The sequence below is a fragment of the Methylobacterium mesophilicum genome (assembly GCF_022179445.1).
Taxonomy (GTDB): Bacteria; Pseudomonadota; Alphaproteobacteria; order Rhizobiales; family Beijerinckiaceae; genus Methylobacterium; species Methylobacterium mesophilicum.
Map to the genome: position 1 here is coordinate 261953 of NZ_BPQU01000003.1, position 26162 is coordinate 288114.

The following is a 26162-nucleotide window of genomic DNA, read 5'->3' on the forward strand; positions in this document are numbered from 1 at the left end:
GTTGTCGTGTGTTAGGACTGGTGGCGGGGCCGTACCTGATCCAAGCCGAGCTGATAGAGCCGGGAGGATTAAGATGGCCCCGACAAACGTGCCGGATCCCGCTTCGGACATCGAGCGGGCGACCCTGCGCAGAGTCACCTGGCGGATCCTGCCGTTCCTGATGCTCGCCTACTTCATCGCGTTCGTGGACCGGGTGAATGCCGGCTTCGCGGCGTTGCAGATGAACCACGATATCGGCTTGTCCGCGGCGCAGTTCGGATTGGGCGGCGGCCTGTTCTACGTGTCCTACGTGCTGTGCGAAGTGCCGAGCAACCTCGCCATGGAGCGGTTCGGCGCCCGGATCTGGATCGCCCGGATCATGATCACCTGGGGGCTGGTGTCGGCGGCCATGGCGTTCGTGGTCGGGCCGACCTCGTTCTACGCGGTCCGCCTGCTGCTCGGCGCCGCCGAAGCGGGCTTCTTCCCCGGAGTGATCCTCTACCTCACCTACTGGTTTCCCCGCGCCTATCGGGGCCGGATCGTGGCCGTGTTCATGGTGGCGATCCCGATCTCGAGCTTCCTCGGCTCGCCCATCTCGGCCTCGATCCTCAACACCGACGGGATGCTGGGCTACCGCGGCTGGCAGTGGCTGTTCATCCTCGAGGCGGTTCCGGCGGTGCTGCTGGGGATCATCGCGTTCGCGGTCCTGCCTGACGGCCCCGGCAAGGCGCGGTGGCTCACGCCGCAGCAGAGCGCGTGGCTGCAGGATCGGCTGGCCGCCGAGCGGGCCTCCGTCGTCCCGGGCGAGGCGGCACCGGCCCGGCATCTCTCGGTCTGGCAAGTGATGCGCAATCGCTACGTGCTCGCCGCCTCGCTGATCTACGCGGGCGCCTCCGGGGCCAGCCAGTGCCTGTCGCTCTGGCAGCCGCAGATCATCAAGTCGTTCGGGCTGACGAACCTGGAGACCGGCCTGCTGAACTCGATCCCGTTCGGCATCGCCTCGGTGCTGATGATCCTGTGGGGTCGCTCCTCGGACAAGCGGCGGGAGCGGGTCTGGCACACGGCAATCCCGCTGGGCCTACTGGCGCTGAGCCTCGCCGCCTCGATCGCGACCACGCAGCTGCTGCCGACGATCCTGATCCTGTGCCTCGCCGTGACGGCGACCTACATGGTGAAGGGCCCGTTCTGGGCGCTCTCCACCGAATGGCTTTCGGCCGGGGCGGCGGCGGCCGGCATCGCGCAGATCAACGCGATCGGCAATATCGGCGGGTTCATCGGCACCTACCTGCTCGGCGTGATCAAGGATGCCACCGGCAGCTATCCGCTCGGCCTGTTGCCCTTGGTGGTGCTGTCGGGAGCGGGCTGCCTGCTGGTCTTGGGCCTCGGCCGTGGCCGGCAGCGGGGCGTTGCGCCGGTGCGGGCCTGACCGGGCGTACCGGCCGGCACCGATTCGCTGGCCAATGGACTTCGCCGGGCGGATGACGGGGTTTCGCCGTTGATTCGTCCGCCCGCACAGCCGTGTCGACGGCATTGCTGTGAAATTTGTGTGTCCGCTCGCGGTCTCCTCACGACGCAGAGACGCCCGCTGAATTTTGCAAGACGATCAGTATCGCGCGCGCCACCGATTTATAGCGCGTTCGAGGTGCATGATCGTACGGCGGGAAAGAATATCTGTGCGGCGTTGTTGCATATTCCGGCCCGAGTCTCGCAACGAACGCACCTGTTGACACGGCAATGCTCGGCCGTTCTTATTCCTGTGCCTGAGGCATGACGCTTCAGCGGTGCCCTCCCTCGGCGATGATCGCTTTCGGGAGGTATACGCGAGTTGCTCGCGCACCCATATATTGAAAGTTGATAGCGCTCAATCGATTGAGATTTTGATCGCGCTTAACAGTCTATATGGCCCCCAAGGCCAGGTTTGATTGGTGTCCGAGATAGTTCTTGATGCCATGAAACGACGCTGCCAGCCCACAGGCTGGCAGCGTCGCCAGCCGGGCGACGACGAAGATCGAAGTCTTGTGACGGATCGAGCCCTCTAGAGTCAGCTAAATCGCCGTCTGAGCAGCGAGGCGAAATGATGAGCGCTCAGACTCCAGAAACCGGGTTGAAGGTTTGAGGAAAGTCTTTGTCAGCCGGTGTTCAGCTCACCACACGGAGCCCGTAAGATGTTCGCTGTCAGCCCCGTTGCGTCTGCCTCTGCCGCCGCGTTGAAGCCGCAGCTGGTCGATGCGCCGGAGCGGATCGCGTCCGTGATGGCAAACCACCTTGCAATCCCGGCGGCGTTCGATCCGAGGACGACTTACGCGCTCACGGCCGATGCGGTCCTGTCGCTGGTCCGGACACGCCAACCTGCTCCGGACGCCACCGCGCCTCAGCCGCAGCACACCGGCGAGACGCGCGCGGCCGAGACTGTGCGCAGCGACGTCGTGACCGGATCACAACCTTCGAGTGATCCTGTCCCGACGGCGACCGCGTTGGATCGCTCGATCGCCGATAGCAAGACGGTCCGGCAGGTCGAAGAAGCCGCGAAATGGGATGCTTACCTTTACAGCATCACGCATATCGACAGCAGCATCATGGCTGCCATCAGCTTCTATCTCATGTGCAACGACGTTCATTATCAGAATTTCAAGGCCGAGCATCCGAGCACGGATATCCATTGGATCAACGTCGACAACAAGAAGATCGTTTCGCTGTGGCCGAAGGTGACGGATCAGTGGTTTCCGCCGCGCTGATGCCGCCGTCCGGGCCGGTCGGCTGCGTGCTCGAACGGCCTTCGACGGGCGCCGTCCGCCAGGGATCCGGTTTCCGCCGTCCGGCCTGAACCAGACCGCAGCGGTTCCGCGCGAAGCCGCCGCGGGCAGAGCGGCGGCACCATGGTCCGCAGATGCGCCGCGAAGGCCCGGGCCAGCGCTGCTGCGCGGCGTTCGTCGCAGCGGATCACGAGGCCGAACTTCGGCCGGGGCGGCAATCCGGCGTCCGCTGCAGCAGCGCTTCGCCTCCCTCGGTGACCTGCACGGCTGCGGCCTGCTTCAGGAGATGGAGATCGTGGCCGACCGCCGGACCAAGGTGCCGGCACCGGAGCTGGGTGATGCGATCACGCGGCGCCGCCTGGATTTGGGCCTCAGCATGAACATCGTGCAACTGCCGGGTATGGGCGGCGTGTTCCGCATCGCGCCGCCGCTGACGGTGCCGCAGGCGAAGATCGATCAGGGCGTGGACATCCCGGTGCGCGCCCTCGAAGCCTCAGTCTAGGGCGCCCAGGATCGGGATCCCAAAGGGCGAGCCCTTTGGCGGGGTTCGGGGGCGGAGCCCCTGAGGCATCGGGCCAAGCCCGACACCTGGGCTCTGCCCTGGACCCGCAAAAGGTCGGAGACCTTTTGAAACCGGGACTTTCGTGATCAGTCCTGGAAGCAGTGCCTCACGCCGCCTCGATCTCGGCGCTGACGTTCAGCCACTCCTCCTCGGCGGCAGCGAGGGCGTCCGCCGCGTCGGAGCGCATCTTGGCGATCTCCCCCGCCTTGGCCGCGTTCTCCCGGAAGGCCGTGCCGTCCTCGAGCGCCGCGTCGATCTTCTGGATCGCCGCCGTGAGCTTGGCCATCCGCGCCTCGATCCCTTCGAGCCGCTTGCGCAGCGGCGCGAGGGCGGCCCGGCGCTCGACCCCGGCGCGGCGCGCCTCGGCCTTCTGGCCGCCTGCGGGCTCGACCTCGCGTGCGTCCTCGCGCTCCGGGCCGGATAGGACGAACCGGCGGTAATCGTCCATGTCGCCGTCGAAGGTCTTCACGGTGCCGTCGGCCACCAGCCAGAGGCGATCCGCGCAGGCCTCGACCAGGAAGCGGTCGTGGCTCACCAGGATGACGGCGCCCTCGTAGTCGTTGATCGCCTCGACCAGGGCCTGGCGGCTCTCGATGTCGAGGTGGTTGGTCGGTTCGTCGAGGATGAGCAGGTGCGGGCCGTGGAAGGCCGCGAGCCCCATCAGAAGCCGCGCCTTCTCACCACCGGAGAGTTTCTCCACCGGCGTGTCGGCCTTGTTGGCGCCGAAGCCGAGCCGGGCGGTGGCCGAGCGCACCTTCGCCTCCGGCACGTCCGGCATCAGCGTCCGCACATGGGCGTAGGCGCTCTCGGCCGGGCGCAACTCGTCGAGCTGGTGCTGGGCGAAATACGCCACCTCCATCTTGGACGACCGCCGCATCTCCCCGGCGATCGCCCCGAGCCGGCCGCCGATCAGCTTGCAGAAGGTCGACTTGCCGTTGCCGTTGGCGCCGAGCAGCGCCACCCGGTCGTCGGGCGCGAGGTTGAGGTCGAGCCCGCTGAGGACGACGCGGTCGCCGTAGCCGGCCTTGACCCGTTCCATGGAGACGATCGGGGGCGAGAGCGGCTTTTCCGGGCTCGGCAGGTGGATCACCGGCACGTCGTCCTCGATCAGCGCGGCGATCGGCTCCATCTTGGCCAGCCGCTTCACCCGGGATTGCGCCTGCCGGGCCTTGGTGGCCTTCGCCTTGAACCGGTCGATGAAGCTCTGCAGATGCGCGCGCTCGGCATCCTGCTTCACCTTGGCCTTGGCGAGCAGCATGCGCTTCTCGGAGAGCTGCTTGGCGAAGCTGGTGTATCCGCCGCGGTAGATCGTCAGCTTGCCGCGGTCGAGATGCAGGATGTGATCGACGCTGGTGTCCAGCAGGTCGCGGTCGTGACTGATGATGATCGCGGTGCGCGGGTAGCGCTCCAGGTAGTCGTAGAGCCAGAGCGTGCCCTCGATGTCGAGGTAGTTGGTCGGCTCGTCGAGGAGCAGGAGGTCGGGTTCCGAGAACAGCACGGCGGCAAGCGCCACGCGCATCCGCCAGCCGCCGGAGAAGTCCGCGCAGGGCCGCGCCTGGGCGGACGCATCGAAGCCGAGCCCGTGCAGGATCGCGGCGGCGCGGGCCGGCGCCGAATGCGCGCCGATATCGACCAGCCGGGTCTCGATCTCGGCCCGGCGCAGGCCGTCGGCATGCTCGGCCTCCGCCATCAGCCGGGCTCGCTCGGTGTCGGCGGCGAGCACCACCGCGTGCAGCGTTTCGGGGCCGGCCGGGGCTTCCTGGGCGACCGCGCCGATGCGCATGCCCTTGGGCAGGGAAACGGACTTCGCGTCCACCGGCAGGTCGCCGAGGATCGCCTTGAACAGCGTGGTCTTGCCGGCGCCGTTGCGCCCGACGAGACCCACGCGCGCGCCCTCGGGAATCGAGAAGTTCGCGGAATCGAGGATCAGGCGATCGCCGATGCGGTAGGTGAGGTCATGGACGCGCAGCATGGCGGCGTTCTGGCGGTCCAGACGCGGGGAGGCAAGCACCCTGACGCTGTGGCTGCGCCCCGGAGGCCCGGGCGAGCCGACGCAGGACCCCATCGTCGATCAGCGGGCGCGATGGCGAAATCGGTAGAACCCGCTTTAACGGAATCGCATGACTCTCCGATGATTGTGCGAAGTCTCTCCGGTGACTGTGCAGCGTCCGTCGTTCGAACCGATCAATGTCCGTTTTGAGGCGGTAATACCGTCGCGGGCCCGGGGCCTGGCGTCGGATGCAAGTCTGCCGGGGTGCGCGCCAGTTGGGCGCCGTGATGGGAGAGGTGTTTTGGGTCGCACCGTGATCCTGACTGACGATCTCGGCCGCGGCGAGCGCCTAGCGCGCAATCTGGGCGGCGGCCCGAGCCTCGTCCTCCACGACCTCTACGGCGATGCGGAGCCGCCCCGGGGGGCGGACCTGGTGATCAGCGATGTCAGCGCGCTGACTTCCGACGCCGTGCTGCGCCTGCGCCGGACGCTGGCCGTGGCGCGCGACAAGGCCACGCCGTTCCTGGCGCTGATCCACGGCAATCTCGGGCGCGGCGAGATCCAGGCGACCGCCCTCGGGGCCACGCGGATCCTCCCGGCCTCCGCGGCCAACGCCCTGCTGGCCAGCGCCGTCGCGGCTTTGAGCGCGGCCGGAGGCGGACCCGATGACGGCGTCGCGCTGCGCCGCCGCGCCGACGAGGCGCGGTCCGCCTTCCGGGCGATCTTCCGTGCGGACACGACGCCGGCGGCCGCCATCGTCGATGCCGGCACCACGATCATCAACCGGGCGATCCGCGAGGCGAAGGTCCGCGACTGGCTGAACGTGGTGGCCGGCTTCGACGACGTGACCCACCGGCACTGCCTGACGGTCGCCGGCCTGGCCGCGGCCTTCGCGCAGAGCCTGGGCCTGAACGAAACGGATACGCATCACCTGACCAAGGGCGCGCTGCTGCACGATATCGGCAAGGCCCGGATCCCGCTCGCGATCCTGAACAAGCCCGCTCCGCTCAATGCGGCGGAGCGGCTGGAGATGGATCGGCATCCGGCCATCGGCTACGACATGCTGGCGGATGGCGGCTACGATGCCGGAACGCTGGCCGTGGTCCGCTCGCATCACGAATATCTCGACGGCTCCGGCTACCCAGACGGGCTTCGGGCGAAGGAGATCCCCGACCTCGTCCGGCTGATCACGATCTGCGATATCTTCGCGGCATTGATCGAGGCCCGGCCCTACAAGGCGCCGAAGCCGATCCAGGAGGCCTACGCGATCCTGGGAACGATGGGCCCCAAGCTCGATGCCGACCTCCTGCGGGCGTTCCGCCAGGTGGTGGTCGCGTGCGACCAGACGACCCTGCGCGCCTCGGCCTGAGGCGCGCCGTCAGACCAGCTCCCAGGCCGTGGGCTCGCGCATCAGTGCCCGGACCAGCGCGTGGTTCAGCTCGTGGCCGGTGTGGAACGCCGCGACATGGCCTTCCACCGGGTGCCCCACCAGCATCAGGTCGCCGACCAGGTCCAGGATCCGGTGGCGGACGGGCTCCGCCGGGACGCGCATCCCTCCGATGACGCGTCCCCGCCAGAGAAGTGCCGCCGAGCGCGTGGAGACGCCCTGCAGGAAATCCTCGCCCACGGCGTAGCCGTAGGCGCGTCCCGCCATGGCCCGAACGTACCGTCCGAAGCTGCGCGCGGGCGCGATCTCCTGCACGAAGCGTTCCGGCGTGATGACGCCGGACCAGTCGAGCGAGCCGAAATGGGCGAGCGCGACGTGGCCGGTGACGTGCAATCCGAGGCCCGGCCCGATCTGGATCAGGCGCCGCCCATCCGCGACGGTGACCGTCCGGCGCATCCGCAGCACCCGGCAGGGGGCGGGCTGCTCGGTCCGACCCACATCCCGGATCGCCGCGCACCAGGGGGTCGCGCTCCCGTCGAAGATCGGCAGCTCGTCCGCGTCGATCTCGACCAGCACGTTGTCGACCCGGAGCGCGTGCAGGGACGCCATCAGGTGCTCGATCGTGCGCACGAGCACCCCGTCCCGCCGAATCGCAGACGAGAGCGGCTGCGATACCCGGAACTGCCACAGGGCCGGAACATCGACGGCCTCCCCCGTATTCAGGCGGCGGCGGAAGACGATGCCATGTCCCGCAGGCGCCGGGCAGACGCGAACCCTGGCATAGCGGCCGGAATGCAAGCTGTGGCCGGAGCGCTCGAACGCATCGGACAATGTCGCCTGCCGCCGGACGAGCGGGCTGAACGAGCCGGCGAAGGGATGAGCGATGTCGAACGTCTGGTGCATTGCGAATCGTCTGGCGCCGAGGCGCGGGAAATTATCCCTCTCCACCGATTCCCGCTAATAAACTCCTGTTCAGCCAAGCGCGGCTTGACCGGCCCGCGCGTGACCGTCACCATCGATTTCGCCTCATCGCTGGCGCGCGGCCGGGTCGGCGCGCCGCTCCAAGATGCGGGCTGCTTCCGTCCCCACAGTTGCTGGTCGGCACCCGTCAGGACAGGGACGGAGGCTGGGGCCGAAGGGACAGGATCGATGGCGCGGTTGGGGACGATACCCTTCTTCAAGGATCCGGGCATCGAGCTCGGTCCGTTCGAGACCCGCTGCCACTGGCGCCGCTTCGACGAGAACGAGGTGTTGGTCGACTTCGACGACATCTCCACGGACGTCTACTTCATCGCCACGGGCGAGGTCCGCATCCTGAACCGGACCCAGTCCGGCAAGGAGGTGATCCTCGGCGAGATGCGCGGCGGGGCCTTCTTCGGCGAGCTCGCCGCCATCGACGGGATCGGCCGCTCGGCCAACGTCACGGCGCTGACCCGCGGTGAGGTCTGCGTGGTGCCGGCCGCGGTGTTCCGCCAGATGGTGTTCGCCTCCGAGGCGATCGCCGACCGGCTGTTCCGGCTGCTGGCCAAGCGCGTGCGCGAACTCAACACCCGGCTGATGGAGCACGCGCTCCTGGACCTGAAGCACCGGCTCTATGCCGAGCTGCTGCGCCTCTCGGTCCCGCGGTCGGGCACCTCCGGCGAGCGGGTCGTGTCGCCGCCGCCCTACCACCACGTGCTGGCCGCCCGGATCGGCTGCCGCCGCGAGCAGGTCACCCGCGAGTTCACCGCGATGGCGGCCGAGGGCCTGGTCGACCGCACCCGCGGCGCCCTGGTGCTGCGCCGGCCCGATCTCCTCGAGGCGCGCGTGGCCGAGGCGCTGCGCGAGGATTCCTGACGCCTTGGCCGACGCACCGGCGCTGCGCCTGCGGCTGGAGGATCTCACCAAGCGCTTCGGCAGCCACCTCGCCGTCGATGCGGTGAACCTCACGCTAGAGCCCGGGGAGTTCTTCTGCCTGCTCGGGCCGTCCGGATGCGGGAAGAGCACCCTCCTGCGCATGATCGCGGGCTTCGAGATCCCGAGTTCCGGCCATGTTCGCCTCGGCGAGCAGGACCTCACGGCGCTGCCCCCGCACCGGCGGCCCGTGAACATGATGTTCCAGTCCTACGCGCTGTTCCCGCACATGAGCGTGGCCGGCAATGTCGGCTACGGCCTCAAGGGACTGGGCCGGGCTGCCGCCACGGCCCGCGTCACGGAGCTGCTGCGCCTAGTCCGCCTCGACGGTTTCGGGGATCGCCGCCCCGACACCCTGTCGGGCGGGCAGCGCCAGCGGGTCGCGCTCGCCCGGGCGCTCGCCCGCGAGCCGAAGCTGCTGCTCCTGGACGAGCCGCTGGGCGCCCTCGACCGGGGCCTGCGCGAGGAGACCCAGGCCGAGCTGCGCGCCGTGCAGCGCCGCCTCGGCACCGCCTTCGTGGTGGTGACGCACGATCCCGAGGAAGCGATGATGCTCTCCGACCGCGTCGGCGTCATGGAGCATGGCCGGCTCGCCCAGGTCGGGACCCCGGCCGAGTTGTACCGCCGCCCGGCCAGCCGCTTCGTGGCAGGCCTGCTCGGCGACGTGAATCTCATCCCGGGCCGGCTGGGACCCGCCGAGCCCGGCGACACCCGCACGGTGCAGACCGCCCACGGGCCGGTCCGCGCCGCCGCGAACTCGTTGCCCCAGGGCGCCTCGGTCGTGGTCGCCGTGCGCCCGGAAGACCTCGTCCTCGGCGCCGAGGGCCTGCCGGTGACGATCGCCGACGCGACCTTTCTCGGCGACCGCCTGCGCCGCACGCTGCGCCTGCCCGATGGCACTCTGCTGCGGTCGAGTGCCAGGCCGGGCGGCGAGCGGGAATCCGCGGGTTCGGACACCCGCGCCGGCTTCGCCCCGAGCGACGCCGTGATCCTGCCGGCATGATGCGCGCTGCAATGACCCGGGCCCGCCCGGCCGGGACCCTGGAGCGGCAGCCATGAGGGTGAAGGCGCCCGGAAAGCGGCTGTTCGACCGGCTCGTGCGCCTGCCGCCGCTGCTCTGGCTGTCGGCCTTCTTCCTGCTGCCCGTCGCCATCACCCTCAAGATCAGTCTGTCGGAGCCGGCCACCGCGATCCCGCCCTACCTGCCGGTCTTCGACTGGCAGGGCGGTATCGAGGGCTGGTCGTCCTTCCTCGAAGCCCTGAACCTCGACAATTACGCGACGCTCGCCGCCGACACGCTCTACCGCGATGCCGCCCTCGGCTCGCTCGCCTACGCCGCGGCGTCCAGCCTGATCCTCGTCGCCCTCGGCACGCCGCTCGCCTACGCGCTGGCCCGGGCGCCGTCGCGATGGCAGCCGCTCCTCGTCGCCCTGGTGGTGGTGCCGTTCTGGACGAGTTTTCTGATCCGGATCTACGCCTGGATCGCGATCCTGAAACCCGAGGGACTGCTGAACTTGATCCTGCTGCGCCTCGGCCTGGTCTCCGAGCCGCTGATCATCCTGAACACCGATGCCGCGATTCTCATCGGTCTCGTCTACGCCTACTTGCCGTTCATGGTGCTGCCGCTCTACGCGGTGATGAACCGGCTCGATCCCGCGCTGCGCGAGGCGGCGGCGGATCTCGGCGCCTCGCCGACGCGGGTGTTCTGGTCGGTGACCCTTCCGCTTAGCCTGCCCGGGATCGCGGCCGGGGCCGGGCTCTGCTTCATTCCGATGGTCGGCGAGTTCGTGATCCCGGATCTCCTGGGCGGCTCGGAGACCCTGATGCTCGGCCGGGTGCTGTGGAGCGAGTTCTTCTCGAACCGCGACTGGCCGCTCGCATCGGCCGTGGCGGTGCTGATCCTCGCCATCGTCATCGGGCCCGTGGTGCTGTTCCGCGACAGCCTGCGCACCGGCGGGGAGGGCCGTCCGTGACCTGGGTGACCCGTACGGCGCTGACGATCGGGCTGATGTTCCTGTACGCGCCGATCCTGGTTCTGGTCGTCTACTCGTTCAACGCCTCGCAACTGGTCACCGTCTGGGGCGGATTTTCCATGAAGTGGTACGGCGCCCTGTTGGCCGACGCGCCGCTGATGGCGGCGGCGTGGGTCTCCCTGCGGGTCGCGCTGTTCACGAGCCTGATCGCGACCATCCTGGGAACCCTGGCGGCTCTGGCCCTCGAACGCCACGGCCGCTTCCGCGGGCGGGCGCTGTTCACCGGACTGATCTTCGGGCCGATGGTGATGCCGGAGGTGATGATCGGCCTGTCACTCCTGCTGATGTTCATCGGGATCGGCATCGACCGGGGCATCGCCACCATCGTGATCGCGCACGCGACCTTCTGCACCGGCTTCGTCGCCGTCGTGGTGGCGGCGCGCCTGCGCGGCCTCGACCGTGGGCTTGAGGAGGCGGCCGCCGATCTCGGTGCCGGTCCGTTGCGGGTGTTCCTCACGATCACGCTGCCGCTGCTCGCGCCCGCCGTGCTGGCCGGCGCGCTGCTCGCCTTCACGCTCTCGCTCGACGACCTCGTGATCGCGAGTTTCGTCTCGGGCCCGGGCTCGACCACGCTGCCGATGCGGCTCTACGGCCAGGTTCGGCTCGGGGTGAATCCCGAGATCAATGCCGCCTCGACGATCCTCGTCGTACTGGTCAGCACGTTCGTCCTGCTGGCCTCCTGGCTGACCGTCCGACGCGCGAACGCCTGAGCGCCGATTCATCCCGCGGGAGACGGTCCCAGCCGCGCGCCAGGTGCGCCCGCGCACGCAGCCCCACGCCGGTGGATCATAGGCTTGCCGGGATTCGGCTGCTGAAGCGGCCGTTCCCCGAGGGACCACCGTCATGATCCGTGCCCTGACAACGATCTCCCTGGCAGCACTCCTCCTGGCCCCGGCGGCGCAGGCCCGCCCGACCCGCGCGCAGGCGCAGCCATCGCCCAGCCCCGCCGTCAAGGCGCGCCAAGCTGCGCTGAAGGATTTCGACGCCCGGATGAGCCGCCTCGATTCCCTGATGGGCCTGTCGCCCCGGGCGGCCCCCCGGTCCCGCTCGGCGGAGGCCGGGCGCTAGTACGCGCAACGTCGGAAGGGCTAACGGCCGAGGCCGCCGGCCTCCTCGATGAACCGCGCGACCGCGTCCGCACCATCGCCGCCGCGCAGGGATGCGAAGACGTAGGGCCGGGCGCCGCGCATCCGCTTCGTGTCGGCCTCCATCACCGACAGGTCGGCGCCGACCAGCGGCGCGAGATCGATCTTGTTGACGATCAGCAGGTCCGACCGGGTGATGCCGGGACCGCCCTTGCGGGGAATCTTCTCCCCGCCGGCCACGTCGATCACGTAGAGGGTGATGTCGGCGAGTTCCGGTGAGAACGTTGCCGCAAGGTTGTCGCCGCCGGATTCGATCAGCACCAGGTCGAGCTTCGGGAAGCGCCGGCTCATCTCGGCGACCGCGGCGAGGTTGATCGAGGCATCCTCGCGGATCGCCGTATGCGGGCATCCGCCGGTCTCGACGCCCAGGATCCGCTCCTCCGGCAGCGCGCCCGCCACCGTCAGGATCCGGGCATCCTCCTTGGTGTAGATGTCGTTGGTGATCGCGCAGATCTCGTAGCGGTCGCGGAAGCGCTTGCAGAGCTGCTCCATCAGGGCGGTCTTGCCGGAGCCCACGGGGCCGCCGATGCCGACGCGGAGCGGGCCGTTCGAGGAGGTCATGCTGCGTTCTCAGGATCGGAAGATGCGGGAATACTGGGTCTCGTGCCGGAACGAGCCGAGATCGAGCCGGATGGTGGCAGACCCGATCGCGTCGAGATCCGCGTCGTGCGCCGCCTCCGCGAGCCGGACCAGGAGGGGTGCGAGCGCCGCGACCACCCGCGTGCCGGCGGCCTGACCGACCGGGGCCGCACGCAAGGCCGCCGAGACGAGGTTCTGGACGAAGGCGAGGGCGTAGGCCGCAAGCGTCGGCGGCAGTGCCATGCCGTGCGCGCCCGCGGCCGCGCCGACCGCGACCGGATAGGCGACCGGTCCCGGAAGCCGGCCGGCCAGCGCCGAGAGCCGTTCGCAGGGCCAGGCGCCCAGGGTTGCGTCGAGGAAGCTGCGACCCTGCTGGCTCGTCTCCAGATGCAATTCGCGCGACGGCGCCAGGGCCAGGGCGAGATCGTTGATCGCGGCGATTCCGTCCGGTTCGGCGGCGCCGGCCGCCCGATGGGCGTGGGCTGCCAGGATCAGGTCGTTGCGCAGGGCGCCGTGCTCGCACACGTCCGCCAACCACGCGGCGAGGCTCGGCTCGTCCTGCACGTCGCCGGTCTCGGCGGCCCATTCCAGGCCGTGCGAATACGCGTAGGCTCCGACCGGATACCCGGGCGACAGCCACGCCATCAGCCGGAGTGCCGCCAGCGTCTCAGCCATCGGCATGGTGGTGATGATGCGGGCCGTGCGCATCCCCGTGCGCATCCCCGTGCGCATCCCCCTGCGCATCCCCGTGCCCATGCCCGTGCGCATCCCCGTGCCCATGCCCATGGCCGTGCGCGTGCCCGCCGGAATAGGCTCCCCCCTCCGGCCGGAACGGGCGCTCCACGGGTTCTGCCGTCCCGCCGAGCCCCCGGACCATGTCGGCGAGCACGTGGTCGTCGGCGATCCACACCGCCTCCGCGCCGATCTCGGCCGGGATATGCCGGTTGCCGATGTGCCAGATCAACCGCCTCAAGGCGTGCTCGCTGGCGGCGCGGATCTCCAGCAGGCGCTCCGGCGCGGCCTCGACCCAGACCAGGCGGCCATCCTCCAGCACCAGGGCATCGCCGTCGTCCAGCACGACCGCCTCCGGCAGATCGAGCAGAAACCGCAGGCCCCCTTGCCCCCGCATGCCGACGCGGCGGCGATGACGCTCGCCGGAATCGAGGACCACCCGGTCGACGATCTCGCCCCCGGACAGGTGCTCGCGGCGGAGGATTCGGGTGGCGCGGATCATGAACTCAGGATTGGTCAATGAGATCGGGCTCCTTCGGCAGGAAGCCATCGGCCAGCGCGTTCTCAAGGGTGAACGGCGGCTGCTCCGGGAACAGGGTGAAATCGATCCCCGTCTGCTCGGATGCCTTGCGGCGGCCGGACATGTAACACACCGCGAAGACGTCGCCGGGATAGCGGCGCAGGCTCGGGCTGGCATCGAGAAGTTCGGCCAGCCCGTTGCGTTGCTCCGCGATCGTTCCCTTCCAGCTGCTGCAGCGAAGGCCGGGCTGGTATTTCCACTTCAGCAGGTGCGTGAGCAGAACGGTCAGACGGTTGCGGATCTCGCGCTTGTCGCTGGCGCCCACGCTCGCCACCTCGTCGATCAAATGGTCCAGGTCGAGCTCGTCGAAACGGCGGGCGCGCAGCAGATCGGCCTGGGCCTGCGTCCAGAGGAAGAAGTCGGTCTCGTAGAGGTCGGCCCTCGGTGGTGGTTTCAGCGCGGCCTTCGCCATGTCCGGCCTCCTGTTCGTTCGCGCCACGATAGCTCAGAACAGGAAATAGCGCTGCGCCATCGGCAGCACCTCGGCCGGCTCGCAGACCAGGAGTTCGCCGTCGGCCCGCACGTCGTAGGTCTCGGGATCGACCTCGATCACCGGCGTGGCATCGTTGAGCACCATGCTCTTCTTGGAGATGCCGCCGCGGACATTCTCCACGGCGACCAGCTGCTTCTGCACCCCGAGCCGCTCCCGCAACCCGTCCTCCACCGCCGCCCGGGACACGAAGGTCAGGGCCGTCGCATAGGGCACGCGGCCGTAGGCGCCGAACATCGGGCGGTAATGCACCGGCTGGGGCGTCGGGATCGAGGCGTTCGGGTCGCCCATCGGGGCGGCCGCGATGCTGCCGCCCTTCAGCACGAGATCGGGTTTCACGCCGAAGAAGGCGGGTGTCCAGAGCACGAGGTCGGCGAGCTTGCCGGGCTCCACCGAGCCGATATGCTTCGAGACGCCGTGCGCGATGGCCGGGTTGATCGTGTATTTCGCGACGTAGCGCCGGGCGCGCAGGTTGTCGGTGCCGGAGGCGTCCCCCGCGAGCGCGCCGCGCTGCCGCTTCATCTTGTCGGCGGTCTGCCAGGTGCGGATCACGACCTCGCCGACGCGCCCCATGGCCTGGCTGTCCGACGACATCATCGAGAGCGCGCCGATATCGTGCAGGATGTCCTCGGCCGCGATCGTCTCGCGCCGGATCCGGCTCTCGGCGAAGGCCAGGTCCTCGGGGATCGACGGGTCGAGGTGGTGGCAGACCATGAGCATGTCGAGATGCTCGTCGATGGTGTTTCTTGTGTATGGGCGTGTTGGGTTCGTGGACGACGGGAGGACGTTCGGCAGCCCAGCGACCTTGATGATGTCGGGTGCGTGGCCGCCGCCCGCGCCCTCGGTGTGGAACGCGTGGATCGTGCGGCCCTTGAACGCCGCGATCGTGTCCTCCACGAAGCCCGACTCGTTGAGCGTGTCGGTGTGGATCATGACCTGGATGTCGTGAGCGTCCGCCACCGACAGGCAGGTGTCGATCGCTGCCGGAGTCGTGCCCCAATCCTCGTGGAGCTTCAGCGCGCAGGCCCCCGCCCGGACCATCTCGACCAGGCTCTCCGGCCGAGAGGCGTTGCCCTTGCCGGCGAACGCCAGGTTCATGGGGAAGCTGTCGGCCGCCTCGATCATCCGGGCGATGTGCCAGGGGCCCGGCGTGCAGGTGGTGGCGAAGGTGCCGTGCGCCGGCCCGGTGCCCCCGCCCAGCATCGTGGTCACCCCCGAGCACAAAGCTTCCTCGATCTGCTGCGGGCAGATGAAGTGGATGTGGCTGTCGAACCCGCCCGCCGTGAGGATCTTGCCCTCGCCGGCGATCACCTCCGTGCCGGGCCCGACGACGATGTCGATCCCGGGCTGCACGTCGGGGTTGCCGGCCTTGCCGAGCTTGAAGATCCGGCCCCGCACGATGCCGACATCGCATTTCACGATGCCCCAATGGTCGAGCACCACCGCGTTGGTGATCACCGTATCGACGGCCCCCGCCGCGTTGGTGACCTGGCTCTGGCCCATCCCGTCGCGGATCACCTTGCCGCCGCCGAACTTCACCTCCTCGCCGTAGGTGGTGAAATCACGCTCGACCGTGATCTCGAGGGCGGTATCGGCCAGGCGTATGCGGTCGCCCGTGGTCGGCCCGAACATGTCGGCGTAGGCGGCCCGGGGGAGGGCGGCGGGTTTGGGCGTGTTGGCCATGAATATCAGGGCTCCCGGCGCAAGCGCGTGAAGGCGTCCGCGGGTTCGGCCTTCCGATCGAAGGTCAGCGTCGTGAGGCAGCCGGCGGAGCGGTTGATGGCGCCGATGAGGTGATCGGCGAAGTCGCCCTTTCCGCCAGCCCAGGCTGACAGGGCGGCTTCGGCCGCCTCGCGGTGATCGACGACGACATTCGACGCGTTGAGCAAGCGGCGGATCACCGAGACGAGGGCGGCTTTCTTCTGGCGCAGGGGCCGCGCCAGGATCCAGACGGTCTCGGCAAGCACGACCGCGTTGACGAAGAACTGAGCGTCGCGCCGGCTCAGAGCTTCCGTCGCGAGCGCAGTCTGCTCCGGCGCGTCGTCCGGCCACACCGTCTCGTCCACGAGCCACCGCAGCAGCACGTTCGTGTCCAGCCCGATCACGCCTCGTCGTCCTGGGAATCGTCGTGCGTCCGTTCCCAGCGGGCGCCGCGGCTCGCCTCGATCCAGTCGGCCACGCGCGCGCCGTCGACCGGCGCGATCGGATCGCAGGTGTCACGGCCGACGATACCGCGAAGCGCAGCCAGCGCGTCCGTGCGTGCCTCGACGAGGAAGCGTCCGTGCGCATCCTGCGTGAAGACAAGCTTGTCGCCGGCCTTCACGCCCAGCGCCCGGCGGAGCGACGCCGGCACCGTCACCTGCCCCTTCGACGTCAGCGTGGCCTCCGTCGCCTTCATCTCGGCCTCCTTACCGTATGCCCGGACAGTAAGGAGGTTCCTGAACGCCGGACAAGACCGATCGGCGTGCAGGCGTGGCGCTTGGCCATGGTCACAGCTTGCCCATCACGTCGCCCCGGAAACCGTACACGGTGCGTCCGCCCGAGAGCGGCACCAGCACGACCTCCCGGGTGGAGCCCGGCTCGAACCGCACCGCCGTGCCCGGCGCGATGTCGAGGCGCCGGCCGCGGGCCTTCTCGCGCTCGAAGACGAGGCCTGGGTTCACCTCGAAGAAATGGTAGTGCGAGCCGACCTGGATCGGCCGGTCGCCGGTGTTGGCGACCTCGATCACCGCGCGGTCGGCGCCGACGTTGAACACGATCTCGCCGGGCAACGTGGTCACCCGGCCCGGCACGTCGGCCGAGAGCGCCCCGCGGATCGGGTGATGCACCGTCACGAGCTTCGTCCCGTCCGGGAAGGTCGCCTCGACCTGGATGTCGGGGATCATCTCGGCGATGCCGGGCATCACCTGGTCGGCCGTCAGGACGTTCGCCCCCGCCTGCATCAGCTCGGCCACGGTGTGCCCGTCGCGGGCGCCCTCGACCACGAAGTCGCTGATCAGCGCCACGGCCTCGGGGTGGTTGAGCTTGACGCCGCGCGCCAGGCGGTTGCGCGCCACCTGCGCCGCCATGGCGATCAGCAGCTTGTCCTTCTCGCGGGGCGTCAGCAGCACGTGAGAACCTCGTCGTTGCGGCCGTGCGAGCAAGAAACATGCGCGCCGCGGGGTCAAGGCTCGGCGCGTCTCACTCCGACATCCCGGTGAACCCGGCGAACAGATCCGGCAGCGTCTCGCCCCGGATCCGGCTCGGCAGATCGCGGGGATGGATGAACTCGTCCCGGAACCACGGGTAGCGGCTCCCGTCGAAAGAACTGCGCAACCAGTCGATCACCCGGCGGACGCGGCCGATCCGCTCCGCATCGGGGTGGTAGGTCAACCAGATGTCGAGACTGGTGCGGCCGAGATTGTCCACCGGGACGACCTGGGCGCCGATGGCGGTCGCATAGGTCGGCAACAGGCCGATCCCCGCGCCTTTCGCGATGGCCCAGTAATAGGCGCTGCTGACGTTGATCTTCAGCGTCACCGGAATCTCCGCGGGAAATCCCTCCAGGCCTTTCGCATAGTCTTCCAGGCGAATCGTCTGGCTCGCGGCCTGGACCACGATCCGGTGCCGGGCGAGGTCCGCCGGCTTCTCGGGCAACCCGTAGATCTGCTCGTAGCTGCGCGCGGCGTAGGGCATGACGTGCATGCGCCCGAGCTTGACCATCCGCAGGTCGGGGCTCGTCGGCCGCGTGAGCTGGATCGAGACATCCGCCTCCAGCCGCAGCACGTCGGCGGATTCCATGGCGCAGCGCAAGTCGACGGTCAGGCGCGGGTTGGCACGCTGAAACTCAACCAGCCGCGGTGCCAGCCAGAACGCGCCGAGGCCTTCCGTGACCGCGATTCGCACCTCGCCGGTCTCGGCGAACGGGGCTGCGTCGCCCGCCAGCATCAACCCGAACGCCGCCGCCTCCATGCGGCTGGCAGCCTCCAGGATCGCGCGTCCCTCGGCGGTCAGCCGCACCCCATCGATGTGCCGGGTGATCAGCGGCGCGCCGATCCGCGCTTCGAGGTCGCTGACCCGCCGCCGGATCGAATTGATCGAGAGGCCGAGGCTGGCCGCCGCGGACCGGAAGCTGCCGCACCGATGCAGGGTGAGGAACACCCGGACACTCTGCCAATCGGGCATCGAGCCGTGGTCGACCTCGACCCGTTCCATCCGCGGAACACCCCTGTTTCAAATCATGCACATACAGCGGCTGCGCTAGATGCGAAGTGCTGCAGCGTCAATCCGTTCCCGAATGACAGGTCATCCGATGACGGTGCACGTCGCCCACTCCCGTTTCGCGGCACAGAACCCGGCGCGGCTGAGCATTCCGCCGCTGCTTCCGGAGCCGCGGCATGAACTCGGTGCGATGCGGGTCGATCGGGTTGCCCGGCACCTCGTCGCCTTCCTGCCGACGCCGGACGACCTCGGACGGCTCATCGCGGCGGCGCGGGTGGACCTGCCCGACCTGGCACCGCTCGCCACGGTGCAGCGGGTGCTGTCGATCAATCCCGACAGCGTCGTCGCGATCGCCCAGCGGCACCGGTTCGATGCCGCCGACCCACGCGGCGAGGGCTTCGTGGCCTGCCTGATGCTGAACCGCGCCGGCCTCGCGGCCCTGAAGGCGGGAACCTTCGATGCGGCCGAGCCGCCCGCCGCCCTGCTGGCCGGGCAGCACGAGCGTCCGGCCGCGATCTACGTCTGGGCCGTGTATGCGCGTCGGCGGCTCGCCGGCGGCGTCGGCCTCGTGTTCGACCGCCTGTCGAGCCCCCTGTACCGGGGCGTCGACTTCTACGCCCGCGCGGCGACGCCCGAAGGCGCCGACCTGCTCACGACCCTGGGCTTCGCCAAGGGCGGGGGGGCGAACGGGCTCCTCTATCATTTCCCGCGGACGCCGGTTCCCGAGATCTCGCCCCCCTACGACAGCCACAGGCCCGGCCTCAGCGGCGTCAGCGTCGCCGTGGCGCGCAGCTTCGAGGATCTCGCCCGGGTCATCGCCCTGCGGGCCGCCGTCTACATGGCCGAGCAGGCCTGCCCGTACGAGGAGGAGTTCGACGGCAACGACCTCTCGGCCACCCACCTGATCGGCTATGTCGGCGACGAGCCGGCCGGCTGCCTGCGGATCCGGTTCTTCGCCGACTTCGCCAAGATCGAGCGGCTGGCCGTCCGGGCGGAATACCGCAACACCCGCATGGCTTTCGCTCTGGTCCGGGCCGGGATCGAGCTGGCCCGGGTCAAGGGTTACCGCCGGCTCTACGGCCATGCGCAGAAGCGCCTCGTCGGGTTCTGGAGCCGGTTCGGCTTCCGGGTCTTCGAGGGCGCCCAGGAACTCGTGTTCTCGGATTTCGACTATGTCGAGATGCTGCTGGAGGCGGAGCCGCATCCGGAGGCGATCGGGATCGGCGTCGATCCCTACGTGATCATCCGTCCCGAGGGCCGGTGGCACAAGGCCGGCGCCCTGGACCGGTCGCGCGCCCGGGCGGTGACGCGGCCCTCCGTCGATGGGCAGCTGGCGCGATGACCCGCCACGTGAATCCGGCGCTCTACCGCCGGCCGAGCAGCGTGCCCGTGCTGGTCCTGGTCGACATGCAGCAGGAATACGAGATCGCCGGCCGCCCGCTGGCCCTCCCGGGCATCGCCCCGGCATTGGAGAAGTGCCGGCTGGCCCTGGATCATGCCCGGGACAGCGGCATCCCGATCGCCTACGTGCGCTGGATCGGGGCTCCCCTGTTCCAGGCCGGCTCGCGGTTCGCCCGCTGGATCGAGGGATTCGAGCCTCACGGGTGCGACATGGTCTTCGACCGGGACCGGCCGTCCTGCTACGCCAGCCCGGCCTTCGCCGACGCGATGGAGCGCGGCGGCGTACAATTGGTCATCGCGGGTTTCGCCGGCGAGGCCGCCTGTCTCGCCACGGCGATCGACGGGTTCCACCGCGGGCAGGATGTGACCTTCCTCTCCGACGCCTCGGCCAGCCACGATCTCGAAGGCATCGCGGCCCACGACGTCCACCGCTCGATCAGCGCCGTGATGCGCGCCTTCGCGGATGTCATGGACACGCAAGCTTGGGTCACGGCGTCCGCGCCGTTCAGGCCCGTATCGACCTTCTTGAATCCCTCGGCACGCCAATGACCGGTTCCGATCCCCACGAACGCGCCGCGCCGCAGAGTCCCCAGGATTACGACGCCATCGATCGCCGGCTCGGACAACACGCCGTCGGTCTGGTTCAGGCCGCCCGGGAGAGCGGCGACGCGGCGCTGATCGCGCAGGCCGAGGCCATGGCCATGGCGGTGGGGTTCGCCCTCGCGTCCCGCATGCCGGCCCTACCGGAGGCCGGCGAGTCCTGACGGGTCAGACGACCGCGTCGTCGCCGGCGATGAGGCGCATGGCGCGCAGCCGCGCGGTGCGCTCGTCGCGCGATCGCAAGTCTGCCCGGATGGCGGCCCAGAGCAGCGCCGCCTCGGCGATGCCCTCAGGCTCGACCGTTGCGTCGGTCTCGGTCTCGCGCTGATCGAACGCGTCCATGTCGTGGCATCCCGCGCCTTGAGGTGCGGTCCGGTATCAGCACAAACCTTCCGCGGTCCAGCCTCAAATACAGGCATCGGCCGTACAACCGGCCCGGTTCGTCACCACCGACAGGTTTCGTGAACGGCTGAGCTGTCGCGGGGCGCATCGCGAGACAACCGGATCTGGGAATTTTACGCCCGCATGGCGAAATGAACGCGATGGACGATGCGTCGAGCCACCGAATGCTTTGTCGGCTCCAGGCAGTGAGTCGCTTCGAGGGACGCCGCCGACCCTCCGCGCATCCCGGCGTATCGGGTCGCGACCGTCCGGATGTCGGCCGGGACGCCAGGCTCGCCACACCCCGGAAACACAACGGACACGCAAAGGTGCCACCTGTCCGGTCCGCGCGGCGTCGTGCCTTCGGCACGGCGGGCCGGACCCTGCTCAGACCTTCGTCAGCGTGGCGATGATGGAATCGACGACGTCGATCTGGTGCTGCACGTCCACCAGCCGCGGACCCGCGGCCGCGCCGTCGCCGAGCACGAAGGTGCCCTTCTGCCGGCGGGCGTCGCGCAGCTTGCGCACGGAGGCGGCGATGGTCTGCCGCTCCTCGATCAGCGCGGCCCGCAGCTCGGTCAGGCCATCCAATTCCAGCGTCTCGGCCATGCGGCGTCCCGGTCTCCTGGCTTCGCGATCCGGCCGGCGCGCATTCCCGCGCGTCGTCGAACCGGCCTTCTGGCGCATCTGCGGGGCTGTTGTCACGGGCGCAATCGATCCGGCGCGGACGCGCCGGGCGCCGACCGGCCATGGCGGCCGCCGCCCCGCCCTAATGTTGCCGCGGCGATTGTATGCTAGGGAATGCAATATTCTTCCGAGGCGCGTCGCGGAGTTTCGCGGCGGCTTCGCGGCGGGCTTCGCGGCCCGATCACGCAAGGCCCAATCCGGCATGGCACGCGATGAGGACAGCCATCGCGGCACGACCCGATCGGACGAGGCTGTCGCGTTACACGGCGGAAGGGGCTGCGGCCGATGACAGGTGAGCGGAAGCCGCGGCGGTCCCGCGGTTTGGTGACGACGATCGTGGCCGTCGCGGTCCTGGGCGGCGGGGCCTACGGCTACGTGCGCACGACCCAGCGGCCAATCGCCAAGACGAAGGCGGCCGCCCCGATCGCCGTTCCGGTGACGGCCGGGATGGTCGAGCAGGGTCCGTTCGCGCTGGTGCTGAACGGCCTGGGCACGGTCCAGGCCTACAACACCGTTCAGGTGCGCACCCGGGTCGACGGCGAGATCAACCAGATCGCGTTCCGCGAGGGGCAGAACGTCCACAAGGGCGACATCCTGGTCCAGATCGACCCGCGCCCCTACCAGGCCACCCTGGACCAGGCGAAGGCCAAGAAGGACCAGGACACCGCCAACCTCAACAACGCCAAGGCGGACCTCGTCCGCTACACCGGGCTGGGCGCCTACGCGTCGCGCCAGCAGACCGAGACGCAGACCGCCCTGGTCGCCCAGTTGACCGCGCAGGTGGCCTCCGATCAGGCCTCCATCGACAACGCCACCACGCAGCTCGGCTACGCGACGATCCGGGCGCCGATCGACGGCGTCACCGGCTTCCGGCAGGTCGACATCGGCAACATCGTCAACGCCGCGGGGCAGTCGGCGATCGTCACCATCACCCAGGTCGAGCCGATCTTCGTGGTGTTCACGGCGCCCGAGGACCAGCTGCCCGCGATCGTCGCGGCCCTGCGCGCCGGCGAGGTGCCGGTGGAGGCGCGGACCTCGGATGGCTTGACCAAGCTGGCGGACGGCAAGCTCGCCCTGTTCAACAACCAGGTCGACACGGCGACCGGCACGATCCGCCTGAAGGCCGTGTTCCAGAACCAGAACCACGCCCTCTGGCCCGGCCTGTCGGTCTCGACCCGGATGCGGGTGGGCACGGTGGCGGCCGCCACGACGGTGCCGGACGATGCCGTCCAGCACGGGCCCGACGGCCTGTTCGCCTTCGTGATCGACGAGAGTAACCACGCGCATCAGCGCACGCTGAAGGCGGGGCGCTCCGATTCCGGCAGGACGCAGGTTCTGGGCGGTGACATCAAGCCGGGCGAGCGGGTGATCACCGCCGGGCAGTACAAGGTGCAGGACGGCAGCCTCGTCGCCGATCCCCGCGCGGCCCACACCGCGCAGGCGGAGACGGGCGCAGCGGTCCTGTCGGCCGAGGCCAAGCCGTGATGGGGGCCGGCTCGGACAGGCCGGCCACGATGCCGCAAGAGGGTCTGCGATGAAGGCTGGCATCTCGGCGCCGTTCATCCGCTTCCCGGTGGCGACCACGCTGATCATGGTCGGCATCCTGTTCCTCGGGATGGTGGCCTACCCGCTGCTCGGCGTCGCGCCGCTGCCGCAGGTGGATTTCCCGACGATCCAGGTCACCGCGCAATTGCCCGGCGCCAGCCCGGAGACCATGGCCTCCTCGGTGGCGCAGCCCCTGGAGCGGCAATTCTCGCAGATCCCGGGCGTCGCCCAGATGACCTCGACCAGCTCGCTGGGCATCTCGACGGTCACGGTCCAGTTCGACCTCAACCGCAACATCGACGGCGCGGCCAGCGACATCCAGGCGGCGATCAACGCGGCCAGCGGGCAGCTGCCGAAGAGCCTGCCGACCCCGCCGACCTACCGCAAGGTGAACCCGGCCGATTCGCCGATCCTGCTGCTCTCGGCCACCTCCGACAGCATGCCGCTGATCGACGTGGACGACGCGGTGGACGTGCAGCTCGCCCAGCGCATCAGCCAGATCTCGGGCGTCGCGCAGGTGTTCATCGGCGGCCAGCAGAAGCCGGCGGTGCGGATCCAGGTCGATCCGGCCAAGCTCGTCGCCAAGGGCCTGTCGCTGGAGGATATCCGCGCGCCCCTGTCGCTCACCACGGTGAACAACCCGAAGGGCAGCCTCGACGGGGCGAGCCACAGCTACACGATCTACGCCAACGACCAGCTCACCACGGCGCAGAACTGGAACGACGTGATCGTCGCCTACCGGGACGGCGCCCCGTTGCGGGTGCGGGACATCGGCACCGCGGTCGCCGGCCCCGAGGATACCAAGCAGGCCGGCTGGACCAACGGTCAGCGCGGCGTGTTCCTGGTGGTGTTCAAGCAGCCCGGCGCCAACGTCATCGACACGGTGGACAGCATCAAGGCGCAGCTGCCGCGCCTGACCGCAACCCTGCCGGCCGGCATCAAGATCGGCATCCTCAGCGACCGCACGCAGACGATCCGGGCCTCCGTGGAGGACGTGCAGTTCACCCTCCTGATCACCATCGTGCTGGTGGTCGGGGTGATCTTCGTGTTCCTGCGCAGCTTCTGGGCGACCGTGATCCCGAGCGTGACCGTGCCGCTCGCCCTGCTCGGCGCCTGCGCGCTGATGTGGCTCGCCGGCTATACCCTCGACAACCTGTCCCTGATGGCGCTGACCATCTCGGTCGGCTTCGTGGTCGACGACGCCATCGTGGTGCTGGAGAACATCAGCCGCTACGTCGAGGAGGGAATGCGGCCCATGGAGGCCGCGTTCAAGGGCGCGGGCGAGATCGGCTTCACCATCGTCTCCATCTCGGTCTCGCTGATCGCGGTGCTGATCCCGCTGCTGCTGATGGGCGGCATCATCGGCCGCCTGTTCCGGGAATTTGCCGTCGTCCTGTCGATGACCATCGCGGTCTCGGCCTTCGTGTCCCTGACGCTGACGCCCATGATGGCGGCGCGGCTCCTGAAGCCCCACGGCACCGGGCACCACGGCCGCCTTTACCGGGCGAGCGAGGCGGTGTTCGACGGGCTGTTGTCGTCCTACGCGAAGGGCCTCGACCTCGCCCTGCGCTTCCGGTTCGTCACGCTGCTGACCTTCTTCGCGACGCTGGCGCTGACGGTCCACCTGTTCATCGTCATCCCGAAGGGGTTCTTCCCGCAGCAGGACACCGGCTTCATGATCGGCGTCACCGAGGCGGGGCAGGATGTCTCGTTCTCGGCGATGAAGACGCTGCAGGAGAAGGTCGGCGCCATCGTCCAGGCCGATCCGGACGTGGCGACGGTGGGCATGTCGCTCGGCGGCAACGGCCAGGCGCTCAATTCGGGGCGGATGTACATCACGCTCAAGCCCCGCGAGGAGCGCGAGGCCAACGCGTTCCAGATCATCGGCCGCCTGCGGCCGAAGCTGGAGCGGGTCGAGGGGATCCGCACCTATATCCAGGCCACCCAGGACGTGCGCACAGGCGGCCGGACCTCCCGGACGCAGTTCGAATACACCCTGCAGGACCCGGATCTCGCCGAGCTGAACACCTGGGCGCCGCGCATCCTCGACAGGATGAAGACGCTGCCGGAGCTGCGCGACGTCGCCACCGACCAGCAGAACCGCGGCACCACCCTGACGCTGGCGATCGACCGCGACGCCGCCTCCCGCTACGGCATCACCCCCCAGCTCATCGACGACACGCTGTACGACGCGTTCGGCCAGCGGCAGATCGCGCAGTACTTCACGCAGCTCAACAGCTACCACGTGATCCTGGAGGTGCTGCCGGCCCTCCAGGGCAGCGTCGAGAGCCTCGACAAGATCTACATCAAGGCGCCGATCGGCGGAGGGCAGGTGCCGCTCGCAGCCTTCGCCCACTGGACGACCGAGCCCGTGGCGCCCCTCGTGGTCAACCACCAGGGCCAGTTCCCCGCGGTGACGATCAGCTTCAACCTCGCCCCCGACGTCGCGCTCGGGCAGGCGACCGAGGCGATCGGGCAGGCGATGCGCGAGCTTCAGGTGCCACCCACCGTGGTCACCGGTTTCCAGGGCACCGCGCAGGCGTTCCAGCAATCGCTGTCGACGGTGCCGCTGCTGATCCTGGCGGCCCTGTTCGTGGTCTACCTGATCCTCGGCATCCTGTACGAGAGCTTCATCCACCCGCTGACGATCCTCTCGACCCTGCCGTCCGCCGGCGTGGGCGCCCTGGCGGTGCTGATGTGGGCGGGGTTCGACTTCAGCCTGATCGCGCTGATCGGCATCATCCTCCTCATCGGCATCGTGAAGAAGAACGGCATCATGCTGATCGACTTCGCCATCGTGGCCGAGCGCGAGGAGGGGCTGAGCCCGGAGGCGGCGATCCGGAAGGCGGCCCTTCTGCGGTTCCGCCCGATCCTGATGACCACCATGGCGGCGCTGCTGGGCGGCATCCCGCTGATGCTCGCCACCGGCACCGGCTCCGAGATCCGGCAGCCGCTCGGCTACGCCATGGTCGGCGGGCTGGCCGTGAGCCAGATCCTGACCCTGTTCACCACGCCCGTCATCTACGTCTACCTCGACCGGCTGGCGCACCGGTTCTCGTTCCGCGACAGGCCCGAGGCGGTCGACGCGGCGCTCGCCGAGGGCGGCCGGGACGACCACGAGGCGCCGACCCTGCGGGCCGCGGAGTGAGCTGAGCGATCCTGCGCAAGGCGCACATCGCCGGTCACGTCACCGCGTCGGTGTCACCCCGTCCCGCTTGGCGCACG

The 26162-nt window shown here is 69.3% G+C and carries 27 protein-coding genes; 14 read left to right on the forward strand and 13 right to left on the reverse strand.

The genetic code is table 11. The features are described from left to right. Positions 1 to 73 precede the first annotated feature (73 nt). From MFF40_RS05710 to MFF40_RS05720, 3 genes are all read left to right on the forward strand, one after another. Positions 74 to 1405: an MFS transporter gene (locus MFF40_RS05710; protein WP_147855495.1), complete on the forward strand. Its 1332-nt coding sequence runs from the start codon at positions 74 to 76 to the stop codon at positions 1403 to 1405. Between the two features lie 739 nt (positions 1406 to 2144). Next, complete coding sequence (locus tag MFF40_RS05715; protein WP_147855496.1) at positions 2145 to 2714, forward strand: hypothetical protein; 570 nt, start codon at positions 2145 to 2147, stop codon at positions 2712 to 2714. Between the two features lie 313 nt (positions 2715 to 3027). Beyond that, positions 3028 to 3234 carry a hypothetical protein gene (locus MFF40_RS05720; RefSeq protein ID WP_238259886.1) on the forward strand — a complete coding sequence of 69 codons (207 nt, stop codon included), beginning with the start codon at positions 3028 to 3030 and terminating at the stop codon, positions 3232 to 3234. Between the two features lie 166 nt (positions 3235 to 3400). Here the strand turns inward: MFF40_RS05720 and MFF40_RS05725 are convergent, their stop codons facing one another. Continuing rightward, positions 3401 to 5266 (reverse strand): ABC-F family ATP-binding cassette domain-containing protein, encoded by a 1866-nt coding sequence (locus MFF40_RS05725; RefSeq protein WP_238259888.1) that lies wholly within the window; start codon positions 5264 to 5266, stop codon positions 3401 to 3403. Between the two features lie 331 nt (positions 5267 to 5597). On the opposite strand from MFF40_RS05725, the gene MFF40_RS05730 reads away from it, so the two are divergent. Further along, positions 5598 to 6653, forward strand: a complete 1056-nt coding sequence (locus tag MFF40_RS05730; RefSeq protein WP_308447698.1) for an HD-GYP domain-containing protein — start codon at positions 5598 to 5600, stop codon at positions 6651 to 6653. Positions 6654 to 6662: 9 nt separating this feature from the next. Here MFF40_RS05730 and MFF40_RS05735 read toward each other — a convergent pair whose 3' ends face one another. After that, positions 6663 to 7574: a UDP-3-O-acyl-N-acetylglucosamine deacetylase gene (locus tag MFF40_RS05735; protein ID WP_238259892.1), complete on the reverse strand. Its 912-nt coding sequence runs from the start codon at positions 7572 to 7574 to the stop codon at positions 6663 to 6665. A 246-nt stretch (positions 7575 to 7820) separates the two neighbouring features. On the opposite strand from MFF40_RS05735, the gene MFF40_RS05740 reads away from it, so the two are divergent. The 5 genes from MFF40_RS05740 to MFF40_RS05760 all read left to right on the forward strand — a co-directional run bounded on the left by MFF40_RS05740 (position 7821) and on the right by MFF40_RS05760 (position 11665). After that, a complete protein-coding gene (locus tag MFF40_RS05740; RefSeq protein ID WP_147857045.1) occupies positions 7821 to 8507 on the forward strand; it encodes a Crp/Fnr family transcriptional regulator in 687 nt (228 codons plus the stop codon). A gap of 4 nt (positions 8508 to 8511) precedes the next feature. Then, positions 8512 to 9567, forward strand: coding sequence for an ABC transporter ATP-binding protein (locus tag MFF40_RS05745; protein ID WP_238259894.1), 1056 nt, complete (start codon positions 8512 to 8514; stop codon positions 9565 to 9567). A 52-nt stretch (positions 9568 to 9619) separates the two neighbouring features. After that, positions 9620 to 10537, forward strand: coding sequence for an ABC transporter permease (locus MFF40_RS05750; protein ID WP_147856789.1), 918 nt, complete (start codon positions 9620 to 9622; stop codon positions 10535 to 10537). After that, complete coding sequence (locus MFF40_RS05755) at positions 10534 to 11307, forward strand: ABC transporter permease (protein WP_147856788.1); 774 nt, start codon at positions 10534 to 10536, stop codon at positions 11305 to 11307. Before MFF40_RS05750 ends, MFF40_RS05755 begins: the two co-directional genes overlap by 4 nt. A 133-nt stretch (positions 11308 to 11440) precedes the next feature. Continuing rightward, on the forward strand, positions 11441 to 11665 hold the full coding sequence (locus MFF40_RS05760) for a hypothetical protein (RefSeq protein ID WP_147856787.1): 225 nt from the start codon (positions 11441 to 11443) through the stop codon (positions 11663 to 11665). A 20-nt stretch (positions 11666 to 11685) separates the two neighbouring features. Here the strand turns inward: MFF40_RS05760 and ureG are convergent, their stop codons facing one another. The 9 genes from ureG to MFF40_RS05805 form a co-directional block, all read right to left on the reverse strand. Further along, entirely contained in the window at positions 11686 to 12303 is a 618-nt protein-coding gene (gene ureG / locus MFF40_RS05765; protein ID WP_147856786.1) for an urease accessory protein UreG, read from the reverse strand. 9 nt (positions 12304 to 12312) lie between these two features. Then, on the reverse strand, positions 12313 to 13029 hold the full coding sequence (locus tag MFF40_RS05770; protein ID WP_378994890.1) for an urease accessory protein UreF: 717 nt from the start codon (positions 13027 to 13029) through the stop codon (positions 12313 to 12315). Then, entirely contained in the window at positions 12989 to 13555 is a 567-nt protein-coding gene (locus MFF40_RS05775) for an urease accessory protein UreE (protein ID WP_238259940.1), read from the reverse strand. Before MFF40_RS05775 ends, MFF40_RS05770 begins: the two co-directional genes overlap by 41 nt. A 4-nt stretch (positions 13556 to 13559) precedes the next feature. Further along, positions 13560 to 14045 carry a DUF29 domain-containing protein gene (locus MFF40_RS05780; protein ID WP_147855856.1) on the reverse strand — a complete coding sequence of 162 codons (486 nt, stop codon included), beginning with the start codon at positions 14043 to 14045 and terminating at the stop codon, positions 13560 to 13562. Positions 14046 to 14078: 33 nt separating this feature from the next. Then, positions 14079 to 15806 (reverse strand): urease subunit alpha, encoded by a 1728-nt coding sequence (gene ureC / locus MFF40_RS05785; RefSeq protein WP_238259896.1) that lies wholly within the window; start codon positions 15804 to 15806, stop codon positions 14079 to 14081. A gap of 5 nt (positions 15807 to 15811) precedes the next feature. Next, complete coding sequence (locus MFF40_RS05790) at positions 15812 to 16228, reverse strand: type II toxin-antitoxin system VapC family toxin (RefSeq protein WP_187277800.1); 417 nt, start codon at positions 16226 to 16228, stop codon at positions 15812 to 15814. Beyond that, a complete protein-coding gene (locus MFF40_RS05795) occupies positions 16225 to 16521 on the reverse strand; it encodes an AbrB/MazE/SpoVT family DNA-binding domain-containing protein (protein WP_147855853.1) in 297 nt (98 codons plus the stop codon). The genes MFF40_RS05790 and MFF40_RS05795 overlap by 4 nt, the downstream gene beginning before the upstream one ends. Positions 16522 to 16612: 91 nt before the next feature. Then, positions 16613 to 17233: an urease subunit gamma gene (locus MFF40_RS05800; RefSeq protein ID WP_238259898.1), complete on the reverse strand. Its 621-nt coding sequence runs from the start codon at positions 17231 to 17233 to the stop codon at positions 16613 to 16615. Positions 17234 to 17303: 70 nt separating this feature from the next. Beyond that, positions 17304 to 18317, reverse strand: coding sequence for a LysR family transcriptional regulator (locus tag MFF40_RS05805; protein WP_147855851.1), 1014 nt, complete (start codon positions 18315 to 18317; stop codon positions 17304 to 17306). A 97-nt stretch (positions 18318 to 18414) separates the two neighbouring features. Here MFF40_RS05805 and MFF40_RS28910 point away from each other — a divergent pair, with 97 nt between their 5' ends. The 3 genes from MFF40_RS28910 to MFF40_RS05820 are packed head-to-tail and all read left to right on the forward strand — an operon-like array spanning position 18415 to position 20488. Then, complete coding sequence (locus MFF40_RS28910; RefSeq protein ID WP_308447699.1) at positions 18415 to 19665, forward strand: GNAT family N-acetyltransferase; 1251 nt, start codon at positions 18415 to 18417, stop codon at positions 19663 to 19665. After that, the gene (locus MFF40_RS05815; protein WP_147855246.1) at positions 19662 to 20273 is read left to right on the forward strand and encodes a cysteine hydrolase family protein; all 612 of its coding nucleotides are present in this window, start codon (positions 19662 to 19664) and stop codon (positions 20271 to 20273) included. The genes MFF40_RS28910 and MFF40_RS05815 overlap by 4 nt, the downstream gene beginning before the upstream one ends. Further along, positions 20270 to 20488 carry a hypothetical protein gene (locus MFF40_RS05820; protein WP_147855247.1) on the forward strand — a complete coding sequence of 73 codons (219 nt, stop codon included), beginning with the start codon at positions 20270 to 20272 and terminating at the stop codon, positions 20486 to 20488. The genes MFF40_RS05815 and MFF40_RS05820 overlap by 4 nt, the downstream gene beginning before the upstream one ends. 4 nt (positions 20489 to 20492) lie before the next feature. Here MFF40_RS05820 and MFF40_RS05825 read toward each other — a convergent pair whose 3' ends face one another. Both MFF40_RS05825 and MFF40_RS05830 read right to left on the reverse strand, forming a co-directional pair. Continuing rightward, positions 20493 to 20666: a hypothetical protein gene (locus MFF40_RS05825; protein WP_187277754.1), complete on the reverse strand. Its 174-nt coding sequence runs from the start codon at positions 20664 to 20666 to the stop codon at positions 20493 to 20495. Between the two features lie 426 nt (positions 20667 to 21092). Then, entirely contained in the window at positions 21093 to 21314 is a 222-nt protein-coding gene (locus tag MFF40_RS05830; protein ID WP_147855248.1) for an HOOK family protein, read from the reverse strand. A gap of 363 nt (positions 21315 to 21677) precedes the next feature. On the opposite strand from MFF40_RS05830, the gene MFF40_RS05835 reads away from it, so the two are divergent. Both MFF40_RS05835 and MFF40_RS05840 read left to right on the forward strand, forming a co-directional pair. Continuing rightward, complete coding sequence (locus MFF40_RS05835; protein ID WP_147896585.1) at positions 21678 to 22877, forward strand: efflux RND transporter periplasmic adaptor subunit; 1200 nt, start codon at positions 21678 to 21680, stop codon at positions 22875 to 22877. Between the two features lie 49 nt (positions 22878 to 22926). Then, the gene (locus tag MFF40_RS05840) at positions 22927 to 26085 is read left to right on the forward strand and encodes an efflux RND transporter permease subunit (RefSeq protein WP_147896586.1); all 3159 of its coding nucleotides are present in this window, start codon (positions 22927 to 22929) and stop codon (positions 26083 to 26085) included. Positions 26086 to 26162: the final 77 nt, after the last annotated feature.